Below are 16,062 nucleotides of genomic sequence, written 5' to 3'. Positions count from 1 at the left end.
AATACTTTTCCGATAGGATTAGTTGCATGCACAGACTTGGGGCGACGGCGGCGACGCGATGAAGTTCCTGGCCATCACGCTCATCGTGAGCGACGGCGCGAAGCCGGCCCAGGAGCGGCTGCGCGAGGTCGTGGACAACGCGGTGCTGGCCGAGTCGCTCGGGTTCGACGGCTTCGGCGTGGGGGAGCGACACGAGCGGCCGTTCATCTCCTCCTCGCCGCCGGTGGTGCTCAGCCACATCGCGGCCCGCACCGCCCGGATCCGGCTCTTCACCGCGGTCACCACGCTCAGCCTGCTCGACCCGGTGCGGGCGTTCGAGGACTACGCGACGCTCGACAACCTCTCCGGTGGCCGGCTCGAGCTCATCGTCGGCAAGGGCAACGGGGCCGCGCAGGCCAAGCTGTTCCACGTCACCGCCGAGGACCAGTGGGAGCGCAACCGGGAGGGGTACGAGCTGTTCACCCGGCTGTGGCGGGAGGACCGGGTCACCTGGTCCGGCCGGTTCCGCCCGCCGCTGGAGGACGCCGAGACCTGGCCGCGGCCGCTGCAGCAGCCGATCCGGATCTGGCACGGCAGCGCGACCAGCCGGCAGTCGGTCGAGCTGGCCGCGATCCACGGCGACCCGCTTTTCTCGGCCAACGTGACGAACCCGGTCGAGCCCTACGCGCAGCTCGTCGCCCACTACCGGGAGCGGCTGGCCTTCCACGGCCACGACCCGGCCGCGGCCCTCGTCGGGGCCGGCTCGGCGGGCCTCTACGTGCACGAGCGGTCGCAGGTGGCCCTCGAGACGTACCGCCCGATCTTCGACGCCCGCCGGGAGACCTTCCGCCGGCTGGGGGTCGAGCCGGTCTTCCACAGCCTGGAGGACGCGATCGAGCGCGGCTCCATCCTGGTCGGCAGCCCGCAGCAGATCGTCGACAAGGTGCACCGCTACCACGAGCACCTCGGCCACGAGGTGATGCACGTGCAGGCCGACGCCGACGGGCTGACCGACCGGCAGCACCACGCCTCGCTGGAGCTCTTCCAGTCGGCCGTCGCCCCGGTGCTGCGCCGCGAGATCCCCAGCCGCCCGTTCCCGGCCGCGACCGCCGGGTAGGCGCGGCCCGGCGCTGTTCAGCGGCTAGCGGGGACGGCCAGCGTGACGGCGGCGGGGACGGCCTCGGCCTCCAGGCGCTTGAGCTTCTTGCGCGCCCCGCCGTCCAGCTCCACCAGCACGGGCTCGTCGAACTCGGCGTACACCTTGCGGGCACTGCCCATCCGCACGAAGGGCGACTTCTCGGTCCGGCCGGTCGCCATGCGGCCCAGCGTGCGGCCCCACTGCAGCGCATTGCGCGCGGTCGCCACCCCGACCTCCAGGCGCCCGTCGAAGGGGCTGGCGTCGTCGAACGCCTTGATGCCGCCCATGATCCGGCCGATGTTGCCCAGCAGCAGGCAGGTCGAGGGGCCCTCGAACGCCCAGTCCGCCGCCGAGGATCTTCTTCCGATGTGCCACCACCGCCACCCTCACAAACGCCGGGTACCCAGCCGCGGGGTCCGGCAATCGCGGTCACCGATGGCTACGATGAGCGGTTGATGGACGCCACCGACGACCTGTCCGCCCGGATCGACACGACCGTGGCCCACCCCGCCCGGCGGTACAACTACTGGCTCGGCGGGCGCGACCACTTCGCCGCCGACCGTGCCTCGGGCGATGCCATCGCGTTCGCCATGCCGGGCGTGAAGCTCATGGCTGTCGAGAACCGCGCGTTCATGGCCCGGGCCGTGCGATACCTTGCCCAGCAGGGCATCCGGCAGTTCCTCGACATCGGCACCGGCATCCCGGCCCCGAACAACACCCACGAGGTCGCGCAGTCCGTCGACCCGGCCACGCGCGTCGTGTACGTCGACAACGACCCGATCGTTCCCACCCGCGCCTGCGCCCTGCTGGCCAGCGAGCCGGGCGGCGTGAACGCGTACATCGACGCCGACGTGCGCGAGCCGCGCTCGGTCCTGGACCACCCGGACCTGCGGGCCACGCTCGACCTCTCCCGCCCGGTCGGCCTGCTGCTCGTCGCCGTGCTGCACTTCATCCGCGAGGACGAGGACCCACAGGCGATCATCGATGCGCTCACGGGGGCCCTCGCGCCCGGCAGCTTCATCGTCGCCTCCCACGCCACCTGGGAGTACCTGCCGGCGGAGGCGATCGCGGCGCTGATCGCGAACAACCGGGACGGGCGGTTCCAGCCGCGCACGGCGGCGCGCTTCGCCGAGCTGCTGTCCCGCTGCTCGCCGGTGCCGCCGGGGATGGTCTCCGTCGCGCATTGGCGCGCGGACGATGTCCCCGGGCCGCGCCCGTCGGCCGAAGACGTCGCCTGTCACGGACTCGTGGCCCGGATCGGCTGAGCCTCCGCCCACCGATGAAACGGGCGTAAGTCGCATATCGACATGTGCGGCGCTCCGTGCCGTTACTCGGAGCGGGCGATGCGGCCGCGCCGGCCACGTGTGGCGAGGGGTTGGCGGGCCGGAGCGCCGCAATGCCGGGCGGGACGCTGCCGCGGTCGGTGGCGACGAAGCGTTCCCGGCCGCCTCTGCCTCAGCCGACCAGGGCCGGCCGACGTGAGCGTCGCCGCGGACCGCTTTGGTGATGCAGCCGTCCACGGCCAGGTCCGTCAGCTGCGGTCTCATCCGAGCCGTGACGACGTACTCGAACACGAACCGGCGTATTCCCCCGGGGTATATACCGAGTGTATATCCCCGGTGTATGGTGTCCGGCATGAGCGTTCCTCTGACCCTGCTCGGCCTGCTCGAGCGCGAGCCCAGCCACGGCTACGACCTCAAGCGCGACTACGACACCTTCTTCGGCCGCGGCCGTCCGCTGCCCTTCGGGCAGGTGTACTCCACGCTCGGCCGCCTGGCCCGCGACGGCAAGGTCGTGATCAGCGAGGTCGAGGCCGGCGAGGGGCCGGAACGGAAGCGGTACGTCATCACCGAGCTCGGCGCGACCGAGGTCGACGCCTGGCTCACCCAGCCGGTCGAGCCCGAGCCGCACCTGCAGACGGTGCTGTTCTCCAAGGTGATGCTCTCGCTCATGCTGGACCGCCCGGCGCGGGAGTACCTCGACATGCAGCGCGCCGCGCACCTCAAGCGGATGCGCGAGCTGCACGAGATCAAGAAGGGCGACGACCTCATCGAGGCGATGCTCGCCGACCACGGGCTGTTCCACCTCGAGGCCGACCTGCGCTGGATCGACCTGACCGTCGCGCGCCTGGACCACCTCGCCGGGCTGGTGCGCCGATGAGCGCCCTCATCGAGGCCCGCGATGCCGTGCTGTCCTTCGGCGCCACCCCGGCCCTGCGTGGCGCGTCCTTCGAGGCGGGGCCGGGCGAGATCGTCGCCGTCATGGGGCCCAGCGGCTCCGGCAAGTCGACCCTGCTGCACTGCCTGGCCGGCATTCTCACGCCCGAGAAGGGCGAGATCCGCTTCGACGGGCAGCGCATCGACGGGCTCGACGAGCAGGCGCGCAGCACCCTGCGCCGGCAGCACTTCGGGTTCGTGTTCCAGTTCGGCCAGCTGGTGCCGGAACTCACGGTCGAGGAGAACGTGGCCCTGCCGCTGCTGCTCGGCGGCATCCGGCGGGCCGGGGCGCTGCGCCAGGCCTGCGGCTGGCTGGAGCGGCTCGGCCTGGAGGGCACACAGGGCCGGCGCTCCGGGGAGCTGTCCGGCGGGCAGGCCCAGCGGGTCGCGCTGGCCCGCGGCATGATCAACCGGCCCCGGGTGCTCTTCGCCGACGAGCCGACTGGGTCGCTCGACTCGCTCACCGGCGAGCAGGTCATGGACCTCATGGTCGCCGCCGCCCGCGAGCAGGGGACCACCGTCGTGCTGGTCACGCACGAGCCGCGGGTCGCCATGTACGCCGACCGGGAGGTCATCGTGCGCGACGGCACGGTGCACGCGCTGACCGCCGAGCGGAGCGGGTCGTGATCCCCTTCGGCCTGCGCCTCGCCGTGGCCGCCGGGCGGGACGCGCTCGTGCGGTTCGTGGTCCTCGCGCTCGCCGTGACCCTCGGCGTCGGGCTGCTGCTGTGTACCGTGGGCGGGGTCCGCGCCGTCAACGGCCAGTTCGACCGGATCGGGTGGATGAACCCGTCGCCCTACGCCGTGGGGTCCGCCGATCCCGTCGTGTGGGTGCACCGGTACGACTACTTCGACGGCCATGGCATCGAGCGCATCGACGTCGGCGCAACGGGCCCCCGCACGCCTGACGCGCCCGGACTGCCGCGGCTGCCGGGCCCGGGGGAGTACTACGTCTCCCCGGCCCTGCGCGACCTCATCGCCGCGAACCCGTACGACCAGCTCGCCGCCCGCTTCCCTGGCCACCAGGCCGGGCTGATCGGCGACGCGGCGCTGGCCTCGCCGGACTCGCTCGTGGTCGTCGTCGGGCGCACGGCCGGCGAGGTCGGCGGGATCTACGGGGAGCGGAAGGTCACCTCGCTGTCCAGCGAGGGCCACGATGTGCCGCAGGCCGCCCTCGACCTGGTGCTCTCGGTCGTGGCCGGCGGGCTGCTGTTCCCCGTCCTGATCTTCATCGGTACCGCGACCAGGCTCAACGCCACCCGAAGGGAACAGCGCTTCGCGGCCATGCGGCTGATCGGCGCCACCCCGCGGCAGGTCAGCACGCTCGCCGCGGTCGAGTCCACGGCCGCCGCGGTCATCGGCACGCTGCTGGGCTTCGCGCTGTTCCTGCCGCTGCGCTCGGCGATGGCGCAGTACGGGATGATCACCGGCCAGCGCCCGTTCTCGTCCGACATCTCGCCGGGCTGGCTCGGCGGCGTGCTCGTCGCGGTCGGCGTGCCGCTGGCCGCCGCCGTCGCGGCCCGCCTCGCCATGCGCCGGGTGCGCATCTCGCCGCTCGGCGTGGCCCGCCAGGTCACCCCGAAGCCGCCGAGCGCCTGGCGGCTGGTCCCCGTGCTGGCCGGGCTGCTGGAGCTGGCGTACTTCGTGGGTCGCCGGCCCCCGACCTCCAACGGGCAGACGGCGGCCTTCCTGCCCGGGTTCCTGCTGATCATGGTCGGGCTGGTGTTCGCCGGCCCGTGGATCACCATGGTCGGCGCCCGGTTCATGGCCCGCCGCGCCCGCCGGCTGCCCACGCTCGTCGCGGCCCGCCGCCTGGCCGACAACCCGCGGGCCGCGTTCCGCGCGATCAGCGGCGTGGTGCTGGGGCTCTTCGTGGTCAGCGTGGCCACCGGCGTGATCGGGACCATCGTGCAGGAGCGGTCGGTGCGCTACAACTCGCTCGCCAACGTCACGATGATGGAGCAGTTCGACTTCAGGGCCGGCGGCGGCAAGGTTCCGGACGAGCTGAAGGACCGGCTGCACGCCATCCCCGGGGTGACCTTCGTCCAGCCGCTGCGCTTCAACCCCGACCCTGTCCCCGATGAGCTGGGTGCCGTCATCGCGTGCGCCGATCTGGCGCGGATCCCGCAGTACGGCACGTGCGCCCCCGGCGCCGAGGTCGTCAGCGTCTACGCCAACCTGATCGGCTACGGCCGCGACCGCACCGGCGCCGGGTCCGTGACCGTCTGGCCCGCGACCGCGTTGCGCGCGGCGGACCTCGACGCCTTCCCGATCGGCATGCTGATCGTCGGCCTGGACGGCTCGACGGCGGCCCACGAGCGGGCTCGGACAGCGGTGGAGCTGGCCTTTCCCGACGGGGTCATGCCGGGCACCGACGTCGACTTCAGCGGGGACTCGCGCACCCAGTTGAACCTGTTCCAGCAGCTGGCCGACGTCATCATGCTGTTCAGCCTGCCGATCGCCGGCTGCAGCCTGGCGGTGGCGGTGGCGGCGGGCCTGGCCGAGCGCAAGCGCCCGTTCAGCCTGTTGCGGCTGACAGGGGTACCGCTGCGCGCGCTGCGCCAGGTGGTGGCGCTGGAGAGCGCGGTGCCGCTGCTCGCCGTCGCGGTGCTGGCCACCGGCGTCGGGTTCGCCGCGGCCCAGCTGTTCCTGAAGGCCCAGATGGGCTACACGCTGACCCCGCCGGGCTGGACCTTCTACGCGCTGGCCGCCCTGGGCCTGCTCATGTCGCTGGGCATCATCGGCTCGACCCTGCCGCTGCTGGAGCGCATCACCGGCCCGGAGACCGCCCGCAACGACTGACCCGGAATGCAATGACCGAGGGTCCCGCTTCCACGCCGAACCGTCGATGCCGGGGCGCGCGTCCGGGCGCTACCGTGCCCGCCGCGCCCCGGCCACGATGGGCGGATGCACATCGACCAGGCCACCCTGCAGGTCGGCGAGCTCATCCGCCAGGTCACGCACACCGAGATCCGCCTGCCCGAGCTGCAGCGCAGCTACGTGTGGCGGCCGACCCAGGTCGCCAAGCTGGTCGACTCGCTGTACCGCGGATTCCCCTTCGGCTCGCTGCTCTTCTGGCAGTCGGACGAGGAGCCGGCGACCCGGGCGATGGCGGTCGCCGGGGCGGTCGAGAAGCCCTTCAAGCCGCCGCTGTACCTCCTCGACGGCCAGCAGCGCCTCACCTCGCTGCACCGGGTCTTCACCGACCACCAGGAAGCCCAGATCGTCTTCCACGTCGAGAAGGAGCGCTTCCAGAACCAGAGCGCGGTCACCGAGGCCGATCCGAACTGGATCAAGGTGTACTCCCTGCTGCGCGGCGAGGAGTCGCTCATCTCGATGATCGGCCGGCTGCGTTCGGCCGGGTGCCAGCTGCCGGACCTGGAGATCGAGCGCCGCCTCTCCGCCGTGCGGGCGCTGGAGCGGCGCACGTTCCACGTCGAGATCCTCCGGGACTGCGACTACCACGACGTCTCCGAGATCTTCGTGCGGGTCAACAGCGCGGGCCGCCCGCTGAGCCGCGCCGACCTGGCCATGTCGACCCTGTCGGCAAGGTGGCCGGGCGTGCTCGAGAAGTTCCAGAAGGAGGCCGCCCACTGGCGCCACGCCGGCTACGGCGACCTCGACGTGGACTTCCTGACCCGCGCCTTCGCCGCGGCGCTGTTCGGCGGCGGCATGTCCTCCTGGTCCGTCAGCGACCTGAGCAAGGTCGCCGAGCCCGACCTGGCCCGCGCCTGGGACGTCGTGCAACGCGGTCTCAAGGCGCTGGTGCACCTGTTGAAGTCGGACCTTCGTCTGTCCCGGTCGGAGTCGCTTCCCTCGCTCACGGTGCTCATCCCGCTCGTCGTGCTGCTCGGCGAACGGCCCGACGAGCCGGTCGATGAGCAGACGAACAAGGCGCTGCTCTACTGGCTGCTCATCGCGACCGTGCGCGCCCGCTACTCGACCTCCTCCGACACCAACCTCACGCGGGACATCCAGGCGGTGCGCAAGCCGGAGCCGGTCCGGGGTCTGCTGCGCAACCTGGGCGTGCTGCAGGCGGTGCCGGCCATCACCCCCGACTCGATCGCCGGGCGCTCCAAGGAGAGCCCCTACTTCTTCCTGAGCCTCCTCGTGGCCCAGCGCCGGCGGGTGCGGGACTGGTGGTATTCGACCGAGATCATGCCCGGGGAGCAGGACTACCAGCTGCAATTTCACCACGTCCACCCGGTGGCCACGCTGGAGCGCTTCGACAAGGGCGAGATCAACGACCTCGCGAACCTGGCGTTCATCTCCCGCAAGGCGAACCTGAAGATCAGCGACCGCTCGCCGGTCGACTACTTTCCCACGGTCAACCAGGATCGATTGACCGAGCACCTCATCCCGGTGGCCGAGGACCTGCGGGCGGCCGAGGCGTTTCCGCGGTTCCTGGCCGAGCGGCGGCGGCTGCTGGCCGAGGCGATGACGGAGCTGCTCGCCTCGTTCCGGCCGGGCTGGCTCGACCAGCTGCCGAGCGCGCCGGCGACGAACAGCGACGGGTACAAGCTCACGATGGTGCTGTACGGCAGCGCCTGGATCCCCGGGACGCTCGTGCTCCATGCGTCCGGGGCCGGGGTGGCGTGGTCCGGGTCGACCGACATGGACGACTTCGTCGCGGCGATCACGGCGGCCACCCGCGGTCAGGACGGGGACGTGCGGATCAGCGACGAGCAGGTGCCCGTGCAGGTCGTGGAGGACGCGATCGAGGTGCCGATCGGGCCGTTCGTGGTGTCGGGGACCGCCCAGGAGTGGCTCGACATCATCCACCGGGAGCGGGCGGTGATGCAGGCGCCCGGGCGGATGCCGGCGGTGGAGCACAAGCCGTGGGCCGGCGAGCGGATCCCGCTGCCGGCCGGGAGCACGGACTGAAGAAGGGGCCGGGCTAGCGGTCCCAGCCGGCGCCGAAGGCCGAGGCCGGGCGGTTGAGCAGGCCCGCGGTGCCGGCGGCGATGTTCTTGCGCAGCTGGGCCTTCGACTTGGCGCCCTTCGACGTCACCGGCGGGCCGATCCGGTCGGCCAGCTCGCGCAGCCGCGGCAGGGGGAGGTCGCGGTCGCGGTCGATGAGGTACCGCTCGACCGCGTCCTCCTCGGTCAGCGCCTTGATGTCGGCGACGATGGCGTCGAGGTCGACCGGGTCCTTGGCCGCAGCCCGGGGCGGCCGGGCCGGGCCGCGGGCACCGGCGACGCCCTCGTCGTCGTTGCGGAACTCGACGTGCGCGCGGCCGTCGGCCAGGGCGGCGAGCTGGTCCTCGGTGAGCCTGCCGAGGAGCTTGCCGATCTCGTTCAGGGCGAGCGCGGCCAGCTGCGGGGATTGGGTCACGGTCACAACCTCTCGAGGGTCTGGAGCAGCTCGTCGACGCAGCCGTGCAGGTCGCCGCGGATCTCGGGCGGCACGCCGGTGGCGAGGATGGTGGGCACGCCGTGGCGGCCGGAGGCGGCGTAGGCGCTGCTGCGGTCCCGCACGAGGGTGCCGAAGACCTTCACGCCCAGCGCGGTCACCTCGTTGATGAACTGGGCCTGCACCTCGATCGGCTGGTTGCCGCGCATCTGCACCATCGTGAAGAGCACCTTCACCCGGGGCATCCGCATCGGCGGCTCGCCCTGGTGCTTGTTGTACTCCTTCGTCAGGTCCAGCAGCCGGCGCCCCATGTCCTGGATCGCCTCGGTGGACAGGAAGTCGGCCCGGGCCGGCATGACCATCATGTCGCTGGCCACCGACGCCATCTTCGTGGTCAGCGCGAAGGCGGGGGCGCAGTCGACCAGGATCACGTCGTACTTGGAAAAGGCCGGGTCGGCCAGGTCGTCGGCGAGGCGGCGGTGCAACGGCACGAACTTCGCGGCCTTGATGTGGCCGGTCTGGTCGACCGCGCCCGGCACGAGGACCTCGGCATCGACGATGAACGGGTCGGAGGGCACGAGGTCGAGCCGCCCGCCGGTGTTCTTGAGCAGGGCGTTGCACCGCTGCGGCGACAGGATGAGGTCGGCCAGCGTCTGGGCCCGGCCCCGGTCGCTGCTCTGCAGCCAGGCGCCGATCGTGCGCTTGGCCAGCACGAAGTCCTGCGTCTCCTGGACGGTGAAGAACGACTTCGTCAGGCTCGCCTGCGCGTCCAGGTCGATCAGCAGGACGTTCAGGCCGCGGGCGGCCAGGCCGGCGCCGAGATTGGCGGTGACGGTGGTCTTGCCGACCCCGCCCTTGTTGTTGACAACGGCCACGATCTTCAAGCGCTCACCTCCGCGGTCGGACACCACGCAGGACGCTAGAGGAATCCTCGCCTCCCCGGCACCGGCCCGGGGACGGCATCATCGGGGCCGAACGGCGGCGCCCCGCGAGCCGGTCAACGGATGTATTCCGGGTAATCGCGGGGCGCGTTCGCCTTGCCGGGCTCGGCGGGTCAGGCCTGCTCGGTCTCCTCGCGGCGCACCGGGCGCTGGTCGGCGTCGGCGGCGCTGGTGCTGTCCGGCTGGGTCGGCAGGGCCTCGGGCAGCTGGCGCGTCGGGACCTTCGGGTACTCGCCCGTGTCGGCGCCACCCGCGGCCGCCGCCATGACCGCCGCGGCGGCCAGGTCGGCGACCCGCTTCGCCTCGCGCTGGACGCGGGCGCGGACCTCCTTGGCGTGCCGCTCGGCCGAGTCGGCGGCCTGGCGGGCGTGCTCGAGGCGGGTCAGCTCGCTGGTCAGGCTCTGCTTGGTGTCGGCCAGGCGCTGCTGGAGCTGGTTGACCTCGCGGCCGAGCGTCGTGGACTCGCGGCGGGCCTCGCCGAGGTGCGTCTGGGTCGCCTCCAGCTCGGTCTGCAGCTGCGTGAGCGCCTTCTGCCGGGCCTGGATGTCCTGCTGTACCACGGCGAGCTGCTGCTGGTGCCGGGCGTTCTCCTCGTCGGCGCGCTTGCGCACGTCCGCGGCGTACTTCTGCGCGTCGGCGTGCAGGGCCGCGTTCTTCTGGTCGGAGGCCTGGCGCTGCTGGGTCAGGTCCCGCTCGGTGGTGGCCCGCTGCTCGGCCAGCTCCCGGTCGCAGGCGGCCTTGAGCTCCTCGATCTCGCGCTGCGCGGTGGCCTTCCACTGCGCCAGCTCCTGCTGGGCCTGGGCCCGGCCGGTCTTGACCTCCTGCAGCACCTGCTGGCGGGCGGCCTCGGCGAGCTGGTCGGCCTCGGCACGGGTCTTCTCCATGTGCTCGATGCTCTGCTCGTTGATCCGCTTGGCCTCGGCCTCGGCGCGCTCGTGCGCGGCCTCGCCGTCGGCGACGAGCTTCTCGGCCCGCTCCTTGGCCTCCGCGAGCGCCTTCTCGGCCGCGGCCTGGTGCTCGGCCGCCTTCTGCTCGGTGTTGTCGATGATGACGCCGGCCTGCTTCTCGGCCAGCGCGAGGATCTGGTCGACCATCGGCCCGAGGTGGCGGAACGAGGCCCGGTCCACGCGGGCCGGCCGCTGGCGCACCTCGACGATCTCGGCCTGCAGCTGCTTGAGCTGCGCCGTGAGCTCCTGGACCTGGTTGGTCAGCTCCTGGGCCTGCCCGGCGGCGCGCTTGCGCTCGGCGGTGAGGTTGTTGATCTGCCGGTCGAGCTGGTTGAGGTACTGGTCGACCTGGCGCTTGTCGTAGCCGCGCACCTGCTGCGTGAAGCTCGGGCGCGTGCCGGCATCGTCGCGCTGCGTTAGCAGATCCCCGCCGTGGGTCATGGGTGGATCCTCCATACGATCGGGAAGCTTGCGACGCCGACGCTCACGGACCGTGGCATACGGCCCGCCAGGACATCCAAAACGCTACTGAGGCTCTAGCGCAAGTCTCCGGTTTGCGATTCGGCTGCTTCGGCAGGATACGCGGCAAGCCCGTTTTTTCCGGATTTTTCCCGACGTGTCGTGCCGGCTCGTCCGGAGGTGTCGCACTGGTCTACCTGGATGCGTCGCCGGGGGCCGTTCGTCGCCGGTGCCGGTCCACGGCCGCCGGCCCGGCGCCCTACGCTGGTCGCCATGGCCGAACTCCCCGAGCAGATGGACCCTCGGCAGATGCGCGCCTCGGACGCCGACCGCGAGCGCGTGGCCGAGGTCCTGCGCGCCGCCGCAGCCGAGGGACGGCTCGACCTCGACGAGGTCGACGACCGACTGCACCAGGTGTACGCCGCCCGCACCTACGCCGAGTTGGAGCCCATCACCCGCGACTTGCCCGCGGCCCGGTCGGCCCCGATGGCGCTGGACGGCCTGCCGCCCCGCCCCGGCGAGGTGCCGGCCGCCGGCGGTGCGGTCGCGGTGATGAGCGGCTTCACCCGCCGCGGCCCGTGGATCCCGCCGCGCGTCTTCAGCTGCCTGGCCTTCTGGGGCGGCGGCACGGTCGACCTGCGCGAGGCGCGCATGCTGCACGGCGAGGTGAAGATCCGCGCCTTCGCGGTCATGGGCGGGGTGAACGTCATCGTCCCCGAGGACGCCGAGGTGCACGTGACGGGCATGGGCCTGATGGGCGGGTTCGGCCACGACGCGGCGGGTCCGGGCCGCCACGGCGCCCCGCGGATCGTCGTCACCGGCTTCGCCTTCTGGGGCGGCGTCGCGGTCGAGCGCCGCCGCCGCAAGCGCCGCGCCCCCGAGGCTTAGCCGCCGCGAGCGCCGCGCCCCCGAGGCTTAGCCGCCGCGAGCCCGGCGACCCCGAGGTCCAGCCGGCGCGAGCCGCGCGACACCGACCCGGCGGCGGGGCCGGCCACCCGTGCCGGTCCCACCGCTCCCGCGGGACGACCTAGGCTCTAGCCCCATGACGACGGTCGCGGTGCGCGGAGAGTCGGTGCGCGAGGTCGAGCCCGAGCTGGCTCAGTTCACGGTGGTCAGCACGGCCCGGGACAAGGACCGGGCCACGACCCTCACCCGGCTGCGCGAGCGGGCCGACGCCCTGCGCCAGCTGCTGGAGCGCCCCGAGTTTGCGGGCGCGATCGAGCGCCGGGAGACCGGCGGGCTGCACGTCTATCCGGAGGGCGGGAAGCGCGGGGAGCGCGTCTCGGCGTACAACGGCAGCGTTTCGACGACGGTCGTCGTGACGGACTTCGCCGCGCTGGGCGAGATGATGCTGGCCGCGGCCGCCCAGGACCAGACCCGCGTGAACGGCCCGGCCTGGTCCCTGCGTCCGGACAGCCCGGTGCACGCCGAGTCCCGCCGGGCCGCGGTGGCCGACGCCATCGCCCGGGCGCGCGAGTACGCGGCGGCCCTCGGCGCCGAGGTGGTCGAGCTCGTCGAGCTGGCCGACCCGGGCCTGAGCGGCCGGGTGGAGGCGGTGGCGACCTACCAGGCCTACGGGGCGCCGCGCGGCAAGTCCTTCGGCAGCGGCGGCGGCCCGGAGCTGGAGCTCGACCCGCAGTTGCAGCGCGTGTACGCCGCCGTCGAGGCCCGGTTCACGATCACCAGCCCGACGGCGCTGTAGCCCGGCGCCGGGGCCCGCCTCAGGAGAAGGCGGGCTCCTGCTCGGCCTCGATCTGCGCGTTCCAGGCCCGCTTGGAGGCCTGCCAGCCGTCCTCGTCGTGGCCGAGCCGCCAGTACCCCGAGATCGACATCCGCTCGCGCGGCATGCCCCGCTCGACCCGCAGGTAGCGGCGCAGCTCCTTGACGAACGTCGCCTCGCCGTGCACGAACGCGTGGCCCTTGGCCGGGTCGTCGCCGGCCGCGAACGGGTGGGCCAGGACCGCGGGGACGAGCGCGGAGCCGACGGGGCCGTCGCCGCGGTACAACCACGTGACCCCCGGGATGTCCTGCCGGTCGGCGGGATCGCCCAGCTCGACGAGCGCCACGCACGGTGCGCCCGCCGGCACCCGGGGCAGGGCGGCGGCGATGGCGGGCAGCGCGGTCTCGTCACCGGCCAGCAGGTGCCAGGCGGCGCCCGGGTCGGGGGAGTACCCGCCGCCGGGCCCGTTGAACTGCAGCTCGTCGCCGGGCCGGGCGCGCACCGCCCACTGGGCGGCCAGGCCGGAGTCGCCGTGCAGGACGAAGTCGAGGGTGAGCTCCCGCTCCCGCGGGTCCCAGGCGCGCACCGTGTACGTCCGGGTCACCGGCCACTGCTCGCGCGGGAACGTGGCGCGGATCGCGGCGGCGTCGAACGGTTGCGGGTACTGCACGCCGGGCCGCGGGAACAGCAGCTTGACGTAGTGGTCGGTGTGCTCGCCGGCGGCGAAGCGGTCGAGCTCGGGGCCGCCGAGGACCACGCGGTGCAGGTTCGGCGTGAGCCGCTCGCCCCGCACGACGCGGCCGGTGTGGGTCTGCGGTGTGGGCCGCTGCTGCGACGGCCCCGTCGGTTGGACGGACACGGGATCAGGGTAGCCTCCCCTTTCCCTCCGGCGCCGGTCCGTTCGCCCCGGGCTGCGTGGACTACAGCGCGGCGTCGAGCTGCTCGCGCAACCTGGCCTTCGGCCGGGCGCCCACCTGCTGCGAGACGACCTCCCCCGCGCGGAAGACGGCCAGCGTGGGCATCGCCATCACGCCGTACTTGCGGGCCGTCACCGGGTTGTCGTCCGCGTTGAGCTTCACGATGCGGACGCGGCCCTCGTACTCCGCGGCCAGGTCGTCGAGCATCGGGGCGATGCGGTGGCACGGCGGGCACCACTGCGCCCAGAAGTCGACGAGCACCGGCACGTCGCTGTCCAGCACCTCCGTCGCGAACGTCGCGTCGGTCACCTCGGCGGTCATCAGTTCTCCCATTCGTCCTTGGCCTGGGCCAGCTCGCGCTCGACCAGCGCCCTCGCCGCCTGCAGGCGGGCGATGCAGCCGTCCAGGTCGTCCAGCTTTCTCGACAGCACATCGATCGACCCGGGGCACTCGGCGCCGGTGGCGCGGCCCGAGCGCAGGCACTCCACGAACGGGCGGGTGTCCTCCAGGTTGAAGCCGATCTCCAGCAGAGATCGGATCTCCCGGACCAGGCGCAGGTCGATCTCGTCGTACTCGCGGTAGCCGTTGGAGGTGCGCCGGGCCTCGAGGAGGCCGTGCTGCTCGTAGTACCGCAGCGACCGGGTGCTCGTGCCCGTCCGCTCCGCCAGCTCGCCGATCCGCATGCAGCCGACGGTAGACCTTGACGCCCATGTCAAGGCTAGTGCGAACAGCTATTCGGACAGACCCTCGATGCGGCGGGCGTGCTCGATCATGCCGTGGATGGCCTCCAGGCTGGGGGCGGACAGGCCCGCGGCGCGCAGGGCGACCGCGCGCACGGCGCTGTCGCGCAGGGCGGCCAGCAGGTCGAGCTGCTCCTCGGTGCGGCGCACGGTGGCCGGGTCGTCGTCGAGGAAGTAGGCGGCGTTGACCCCGAAGAACTCGGCCAGGGCCTCCAGGTGCCGCTTCGTCGGGTTGTCGCGCACGCCCTTGCGCAGCTGCCACACGTACGTGTGCGAGATCATCACGCCGCGGTCGCGGATGGCGGCGGCGACCTCCTCGTACGTGTACTCGCCGCGGCCGGCCGGGTGCACGGTGCGGAACAGGCGGTCCAGCTTGCCGGCCAGTGTCGGTTCACTCATCGCATCAACCCTTGACAATCCCACCGCATCGGTGGAATCTCCATCATAAGCTCAGATTTATGGGCTCTGGCGCGTCATCAACTCAGATTGACGATGCGGGGGGTGTCGGGCGGATCGTTGTGGCCGGGCACTGAGACGGGGGTGGCCACAACGCTTCCAGCCGCCAGCAGGGCCCGCGCCTGATCCACCAGGTCGGCGTCCGCGGGCATGGCGGCGTCGAAGCGGTCGTGGTGCAGCCCCAGCTCCCACTGCGCGTCCCGGATCTCGATGATGCGGCGGTACAGCCGCAGGTCCACGCTTCGCACGGCCAGCAGGTCGGCCACGCGCCCCGGCGGATCGCCCAGCACCACGTGCGGTACCGATGCCACCGCCGACGCCCACAGCGGACGCAGCCGCTGCAGGGCCGCGTAGCGCGCCGCCCACCGTCGTAGCCCGCCCAGCGCCGGCAGGGCCGCCCCCGCCGCGAAGAGCAGCAGCATCGCCGCCAGCAGGCTGCGCGAGGCGCTCTGCGCGGCCGGGCCGTTCAGCGCGTCGCTGCCCAGGGCGTTGCTGACCTGGAACGCCACCCGGTTGAGTATGAACAGCAGGCCGACCAGCGCGCCGGCGGTGAGCAGGCGCAGGCCCAGCCGCAGCGCGCCCCGCCCGGCCCGCCCGGCCGCGGGGTGGAACAGCGCCAGGCAGCAGGCCCGCCCGACGAAGAGGCCGAACTGGGTGAGCACCGAGTAGGCGGTGACCGCCGGCGTGCCGGCCCGCTCGGCCACCAAGTCGCCGCGGGCCGGGCTGCGGGGCACGGCGAGGAAGAGCCCGATCATCCCCGTGCCGGCCGCGGCCAGCAGCGCGTAGGCCCACCGGCGTAGGCGGGGGCGGTCGGCGACCGGGCCGGGCAGGAGTCCGGTGAGGTGGACCATCGCCACGGACGCCGCGACGGTCGCGAGGTTCTTCAGCGGTACCGACACGTCGGCCACGTGCAGCAGCCGGTCCGTGGCGAACGAGATCTCCCGCCGGTTGACCGTGAACGAGATCGTGACGAGCAGCGCGACCAGCCGGATGGCCCGCCCGCGGGGCGGCTGCGGCGTGACGAAGCGCCAGACCGTGAACGCCCAGAACGCGGCGAGGACGAGGAACTCGAGGGTGTCAGCGAAGGCCATGCCCCGGCCCCGGGATGAGCGCCTCCTGCAGCCCCCGCAGCAGCGGGTCGCCGGCACTCCCGCTCCAGGCGCCGCAGTCCCACGGCGGCCAGGTACGCGCCGGCCC

The 16,062-nt window shown here is 72.8% G+C and carries 17 protein-coding genes; 8 read left to right on the top strand and 9 right to left on the bottom strand.

What is annotated here, in order from left to right; translation table 11 throughout:
• Positions 1–22 precede the first annotated feature (22 nt).
• The gene (locus tag ABD352_RS09275; RefSeq protein ID WP_344611834.1) at positions 23–1,096 is read left to right on the top strand and encodes an LLM class flavin-dependent oxidoreductase; all 1,074 of its coding nucleotides are present in this window, start codon (positions 23–25) and stop codon (positions 1,094–1,096) included.
• A gap of 17 nt (positions 1,097–1,113) precedes the next feature.
• On the opposite strand, the gene ABD352_RS09270 is transcribed toward ABD352_RS09275, so the two are convergent.
• Entirely contained in the window at positions 1,114–1,425 is a 312-nt protein-coding gene (locus ABD352_RS09270; RefSeq protein WP_344611885.1) for a diacylglycerol/lipid kinase family protein, read from the bottom strand.
• 147 nt (positions 1,426–1,572) lie between these two features.
• On the opposite strand from ABD352_RS09270, the gene ABD352_RS09265 reads away from it, so the two are divergent.
• The 5 genes from ABD352_RS09265 to ABD352_RS09245 all read left to right on the top strand — a co-directional run bounded on the left by ABD352_RS09265 (position 1,573) and on the right by ABD352_RS09245 (position 8,216).
• Positions 1,573–2,382 carry an SAM-dependent methyltransferase gene (locus ABD352_RS09265; protein ID WP_344611833.1) on the top strand — a complete coding sequence of 270 codons (810 nt, stop codon included), beginning with the start codon at positions 1,573–1,575 and terminating at the stop codon, positions 2,380–2,382.
• A 370-nt stretch (positions 2,383–2,752) separates the two neighbouring features.
• Positions 2,753–3,277, top strand: a complete 525-nt coding sequence (locus ABD352_RS09260) for a PadR family transcriptional regulator (protein WP_344611832.1) — start codon at positions 2,753–2,755, stop codon at positions 3,275–3,277.
• Complete coding sequence (locus ABD352_RS09255) at positions 3,274–3,960, top strand: ABC transporter ATP-binding protein (protein WP_344611831.1); 687 nt, start codon at positions 3,274–3,276, stop codon at positions 3,958–3,960. The genes ABD352_RS09260 and ABD352_RS09255 overlap by 4 nt, the downstream gene beginning before the upstream one ends.
• On the top strand, positions 3,957–6,134 hold the full coding sequence (locus tag ABD352_RS09250) for an FtsX-like permease family protein (RefSeq protein WP_344611830.1): 2,178 nt from the start codon (positions 3,957–3,959) through the stop codon (positions 6,132–6,134). The genes ABD352_RS09255 and ABD352_RS09250 overlap by 4 nt, the downstream gene beginning before the upstream one ends.
• Before the next feature lie 105 nt (positions 6,135–6,239).
• Entirely contained in the window at positions 6,240–8,216 is a 1,977-nt protein-coding gene (locus tag ABD352_RS09245) for a GmrSD restriction endonuclease domain-containing protein (RefSeq protein WP_344611829.1), read from the top strand.
• Between the two features lie 13 nt (positions 8,217–8,229).
• Here the strand turns inward: ABD352_RS09245 and ABD352_RS09240 are convergent, their stop codons facing one another.
• From ABD352_RS09240 to ABD352_RS09230, 3 genes are all read right to left on the bottom strand, one after another.
• Positions 8,230–8,667: a hypothetical protein gene (locus ABD352_RS09240; protein WP_344611828.1), complete on the bottom strand. Its 438-nt coding sequence runs from the start codon at positions 8,665–8,667 to the stop codon at positions 8,230–8,232.
• A gap of 2 nt (positions 8,668–8,669) precedes the next feature.
• Positions 8,670–9,560, bottom strand: a complete 891-nt coding sequence (locus ABD352_RS09235) for a ParA family protein (RefSeq protein WP_344611884.1) — start codon at positions 9,558–9,560, stop codon at positions 8,670–8,672.
• Positions 9,561–9,739: 179 nt separating this feature from the next.
• Positions 9,740–11,014, bottom strand: a complete 1,275-nt coding sequence (locus ABD352_RS09230; RefSeq protein WP_344611827.1) for a coiled-coil domain-containing protein — start codon at positions 11,012–11,014, stop codon at positions 9,740–9,742.
• Between the two features lie 291 nt (positions 11,015–11,305).
• On the opposite strand from ABD352_RS09230, the gene ABD352_RS09225 reads away from it, so the two are divergent.
• Together ABD352_RS09225 and ABD352_RS09220 are read left to right on the top strand one after the other, a co-directional pair.
• The gene (locus tag ABD352_RS09225; protein ID WP_344611826.1) at positions 11,306–11,920 is read left to right on the top strand and encodes a DUF1707 SHOCT-like domain-containing protein; all 615 of its coding nucleotides are present in this window, start codon (positions 11,306–11,308) and stop codon (positions 11,918–11,920) included.
• Positions 11,921–12,074: 154 nt separating this feature from the next.
• Positions 12,075–12,734, top strand: coding sequence for an SIMPL domain-containing protein (locus ABD352_RS09220; protein ID WP_344611825.1), 660 nt, complete (start codon positions 12,075–12,077; stop codon positions 12,732–12,734).
• Between the two features lie 19 nt (positions 12,735–12,753).
• Here ABD352_RS09220 and ABD352_RS09215 read toward each other — a convergent pair whose 3' ends face one another.
• From ABD352_RS09215 to ABD352_RS09195, 5 genes are all read right to left on the bottom strand, one after another.
• On the bottom strand, positions 12,754–13,611 hold the full coding sequence (locus ABD352_RS09215) for a siderophore-interacting protein (RefSeq protein ID WP_344611824.1): 858 nt from the start codon (positions 13,609–13,611) through the stop codon (positions 12,754–12,756).
• A 61-nt stretch (positions 13,612–13,672) separates the two neighbouring features.
• Positions 13,673–13,990 (bottom strand): thioredoxin, encoded by a 318-nt coding sequence (gene trxA / locus ABD352_RS09210; RefSeq protein WP_425553505.1) that lies wholly within the window; start codon positions 13,988–13,990, stop codon positions 13,673–13,675.
• Positions 13,990–14,352: a MerR family transcriptional regulator gene (locus ABD352_RS09205; RefSeq protein ID WP_344611822.1), complete on the bottom strand. Its 363-nt coding sequence runs from the start codon at positions 14,350–14,352 to the stop codon at positions 13,990–13,992. Before ABD352_RS09205 ends, trxA begins: the two co-directional genes overlap by 1 nt.
• A 48-nt stretch (positions 14,353–14,400) precedes the next feature.
• Complete coding sequence (locus ABD352_RS09200; RefSeq protein ID WP_344611821.1) at positions 14,401–14,808, bottom strand: helix-turn-helix domain-containing protein; 408 nt, start codon at positions 14,806–14,808, stop codon at positions 14,401–14,403.
• A 77-nt stretch (positions 14,809–14,885) separates the two neighbouring features.
• Positions 14,886–15,956, bottom strand: coding sequence for an MAB_1171c family putative transporter (locus ABD352_RS09195; protein WP_344611820.1), 1,071 nt, complete (start codon positions 15,954–15,956; stop codon positions 14,886–14,888).
• Positions 15,957–16,062: the final 106 nt, after the last annotated feature.

The organism is Dactylosporangium salmoneum (assembly GCF_039532525.1).
GTDB classification, from domain to species: Bacteria; Actinomycetota; Actinomycetes; order Mycobacteriales; family Micromonosporaceae; genus Dactylosporangium; species Dactylosporangium salmoneum.
Note: the sequence above shows the minus strand (reverse complement) of the source record. Positions and strands in the feature narration are given on the sequence as shown.

Coding starts and splice junctions, on each gene's coding strand:
- ABD352_RS09260 (WP_344611832.1), top strand. CDS start 2,753: ATGAGCGTTCCTCTGACCCTGCTCGGCCTGCTCGAGCGCGAGCCCAGC.
- trxA (WP_425553505.1), bottom strand. CDS start 13,990: ATGACCGCCGAGGTGACCGACGCGACGTTCGCGACGGAGGTGCTGGAC.
- ABD352_RS09225 (WP_344611826.1), top strand. CDS start 11,306: ATGGCCGAACTCCCCGAGCAGATGGACCCTCGGCAGATGCGCGCCTCG.
- ABD352_RS09245 (WP_344611829.1), top strand. CDS start 6,240: ATGCACATCGACCAGGCCACCCTGCAGGTCGGCGAGCTCATCCGCCAG.
- ABD352_RS09230 (WP_344611827.1), bottom strand. CDS start 11,014: ATGACCCACGGCGGGGATCTGCTAACGCAGCGCGACGATGCCGGCACG.
- ABD352_RS09255 (WP_344611831.1), top strand. CDS start 3,274: ATGAGCGCCCTCATCGAGGCCCGCGATGCCGTGCTGTCCTTCGGCGCC.
- ABD352_RS09220 (WP_344611825.1), top strand. CDS start 12,075: ATGACGACGGTCGCGGTGCGCGGAGAGTCGGTGCGCGAGGTCGAGCCC.
- ABD352_RS09195 (WP_344611820.1), bottom strand. CDS start 15,956: ATGGCCTTCGCTGACACCCTCGAGTTCCTCGTCCTCGCCGCGTTCTGG.
- ABD352_RS09265 (WP_344611833.1), top strand. CDS start 1,573: ATGGACGCCACCGACGACCTGTCCGCCCGGATCGACACGACCGTGGCC.
- ABD352_RS09200 (WP_344611821.1), bottom strand. CDS start 14,808: ATGAGTGAACCGACACTGGCCGGCAAGCTGGACCGCCTGTTCCGCACC.
- ABD352_RS09205 (WP_344611822.1), bottom strand. CDS start 14,352: ATGCGGATCGGCGAGCTGGCGGAGCGGACGGGCACGAGCACCCGGTCG.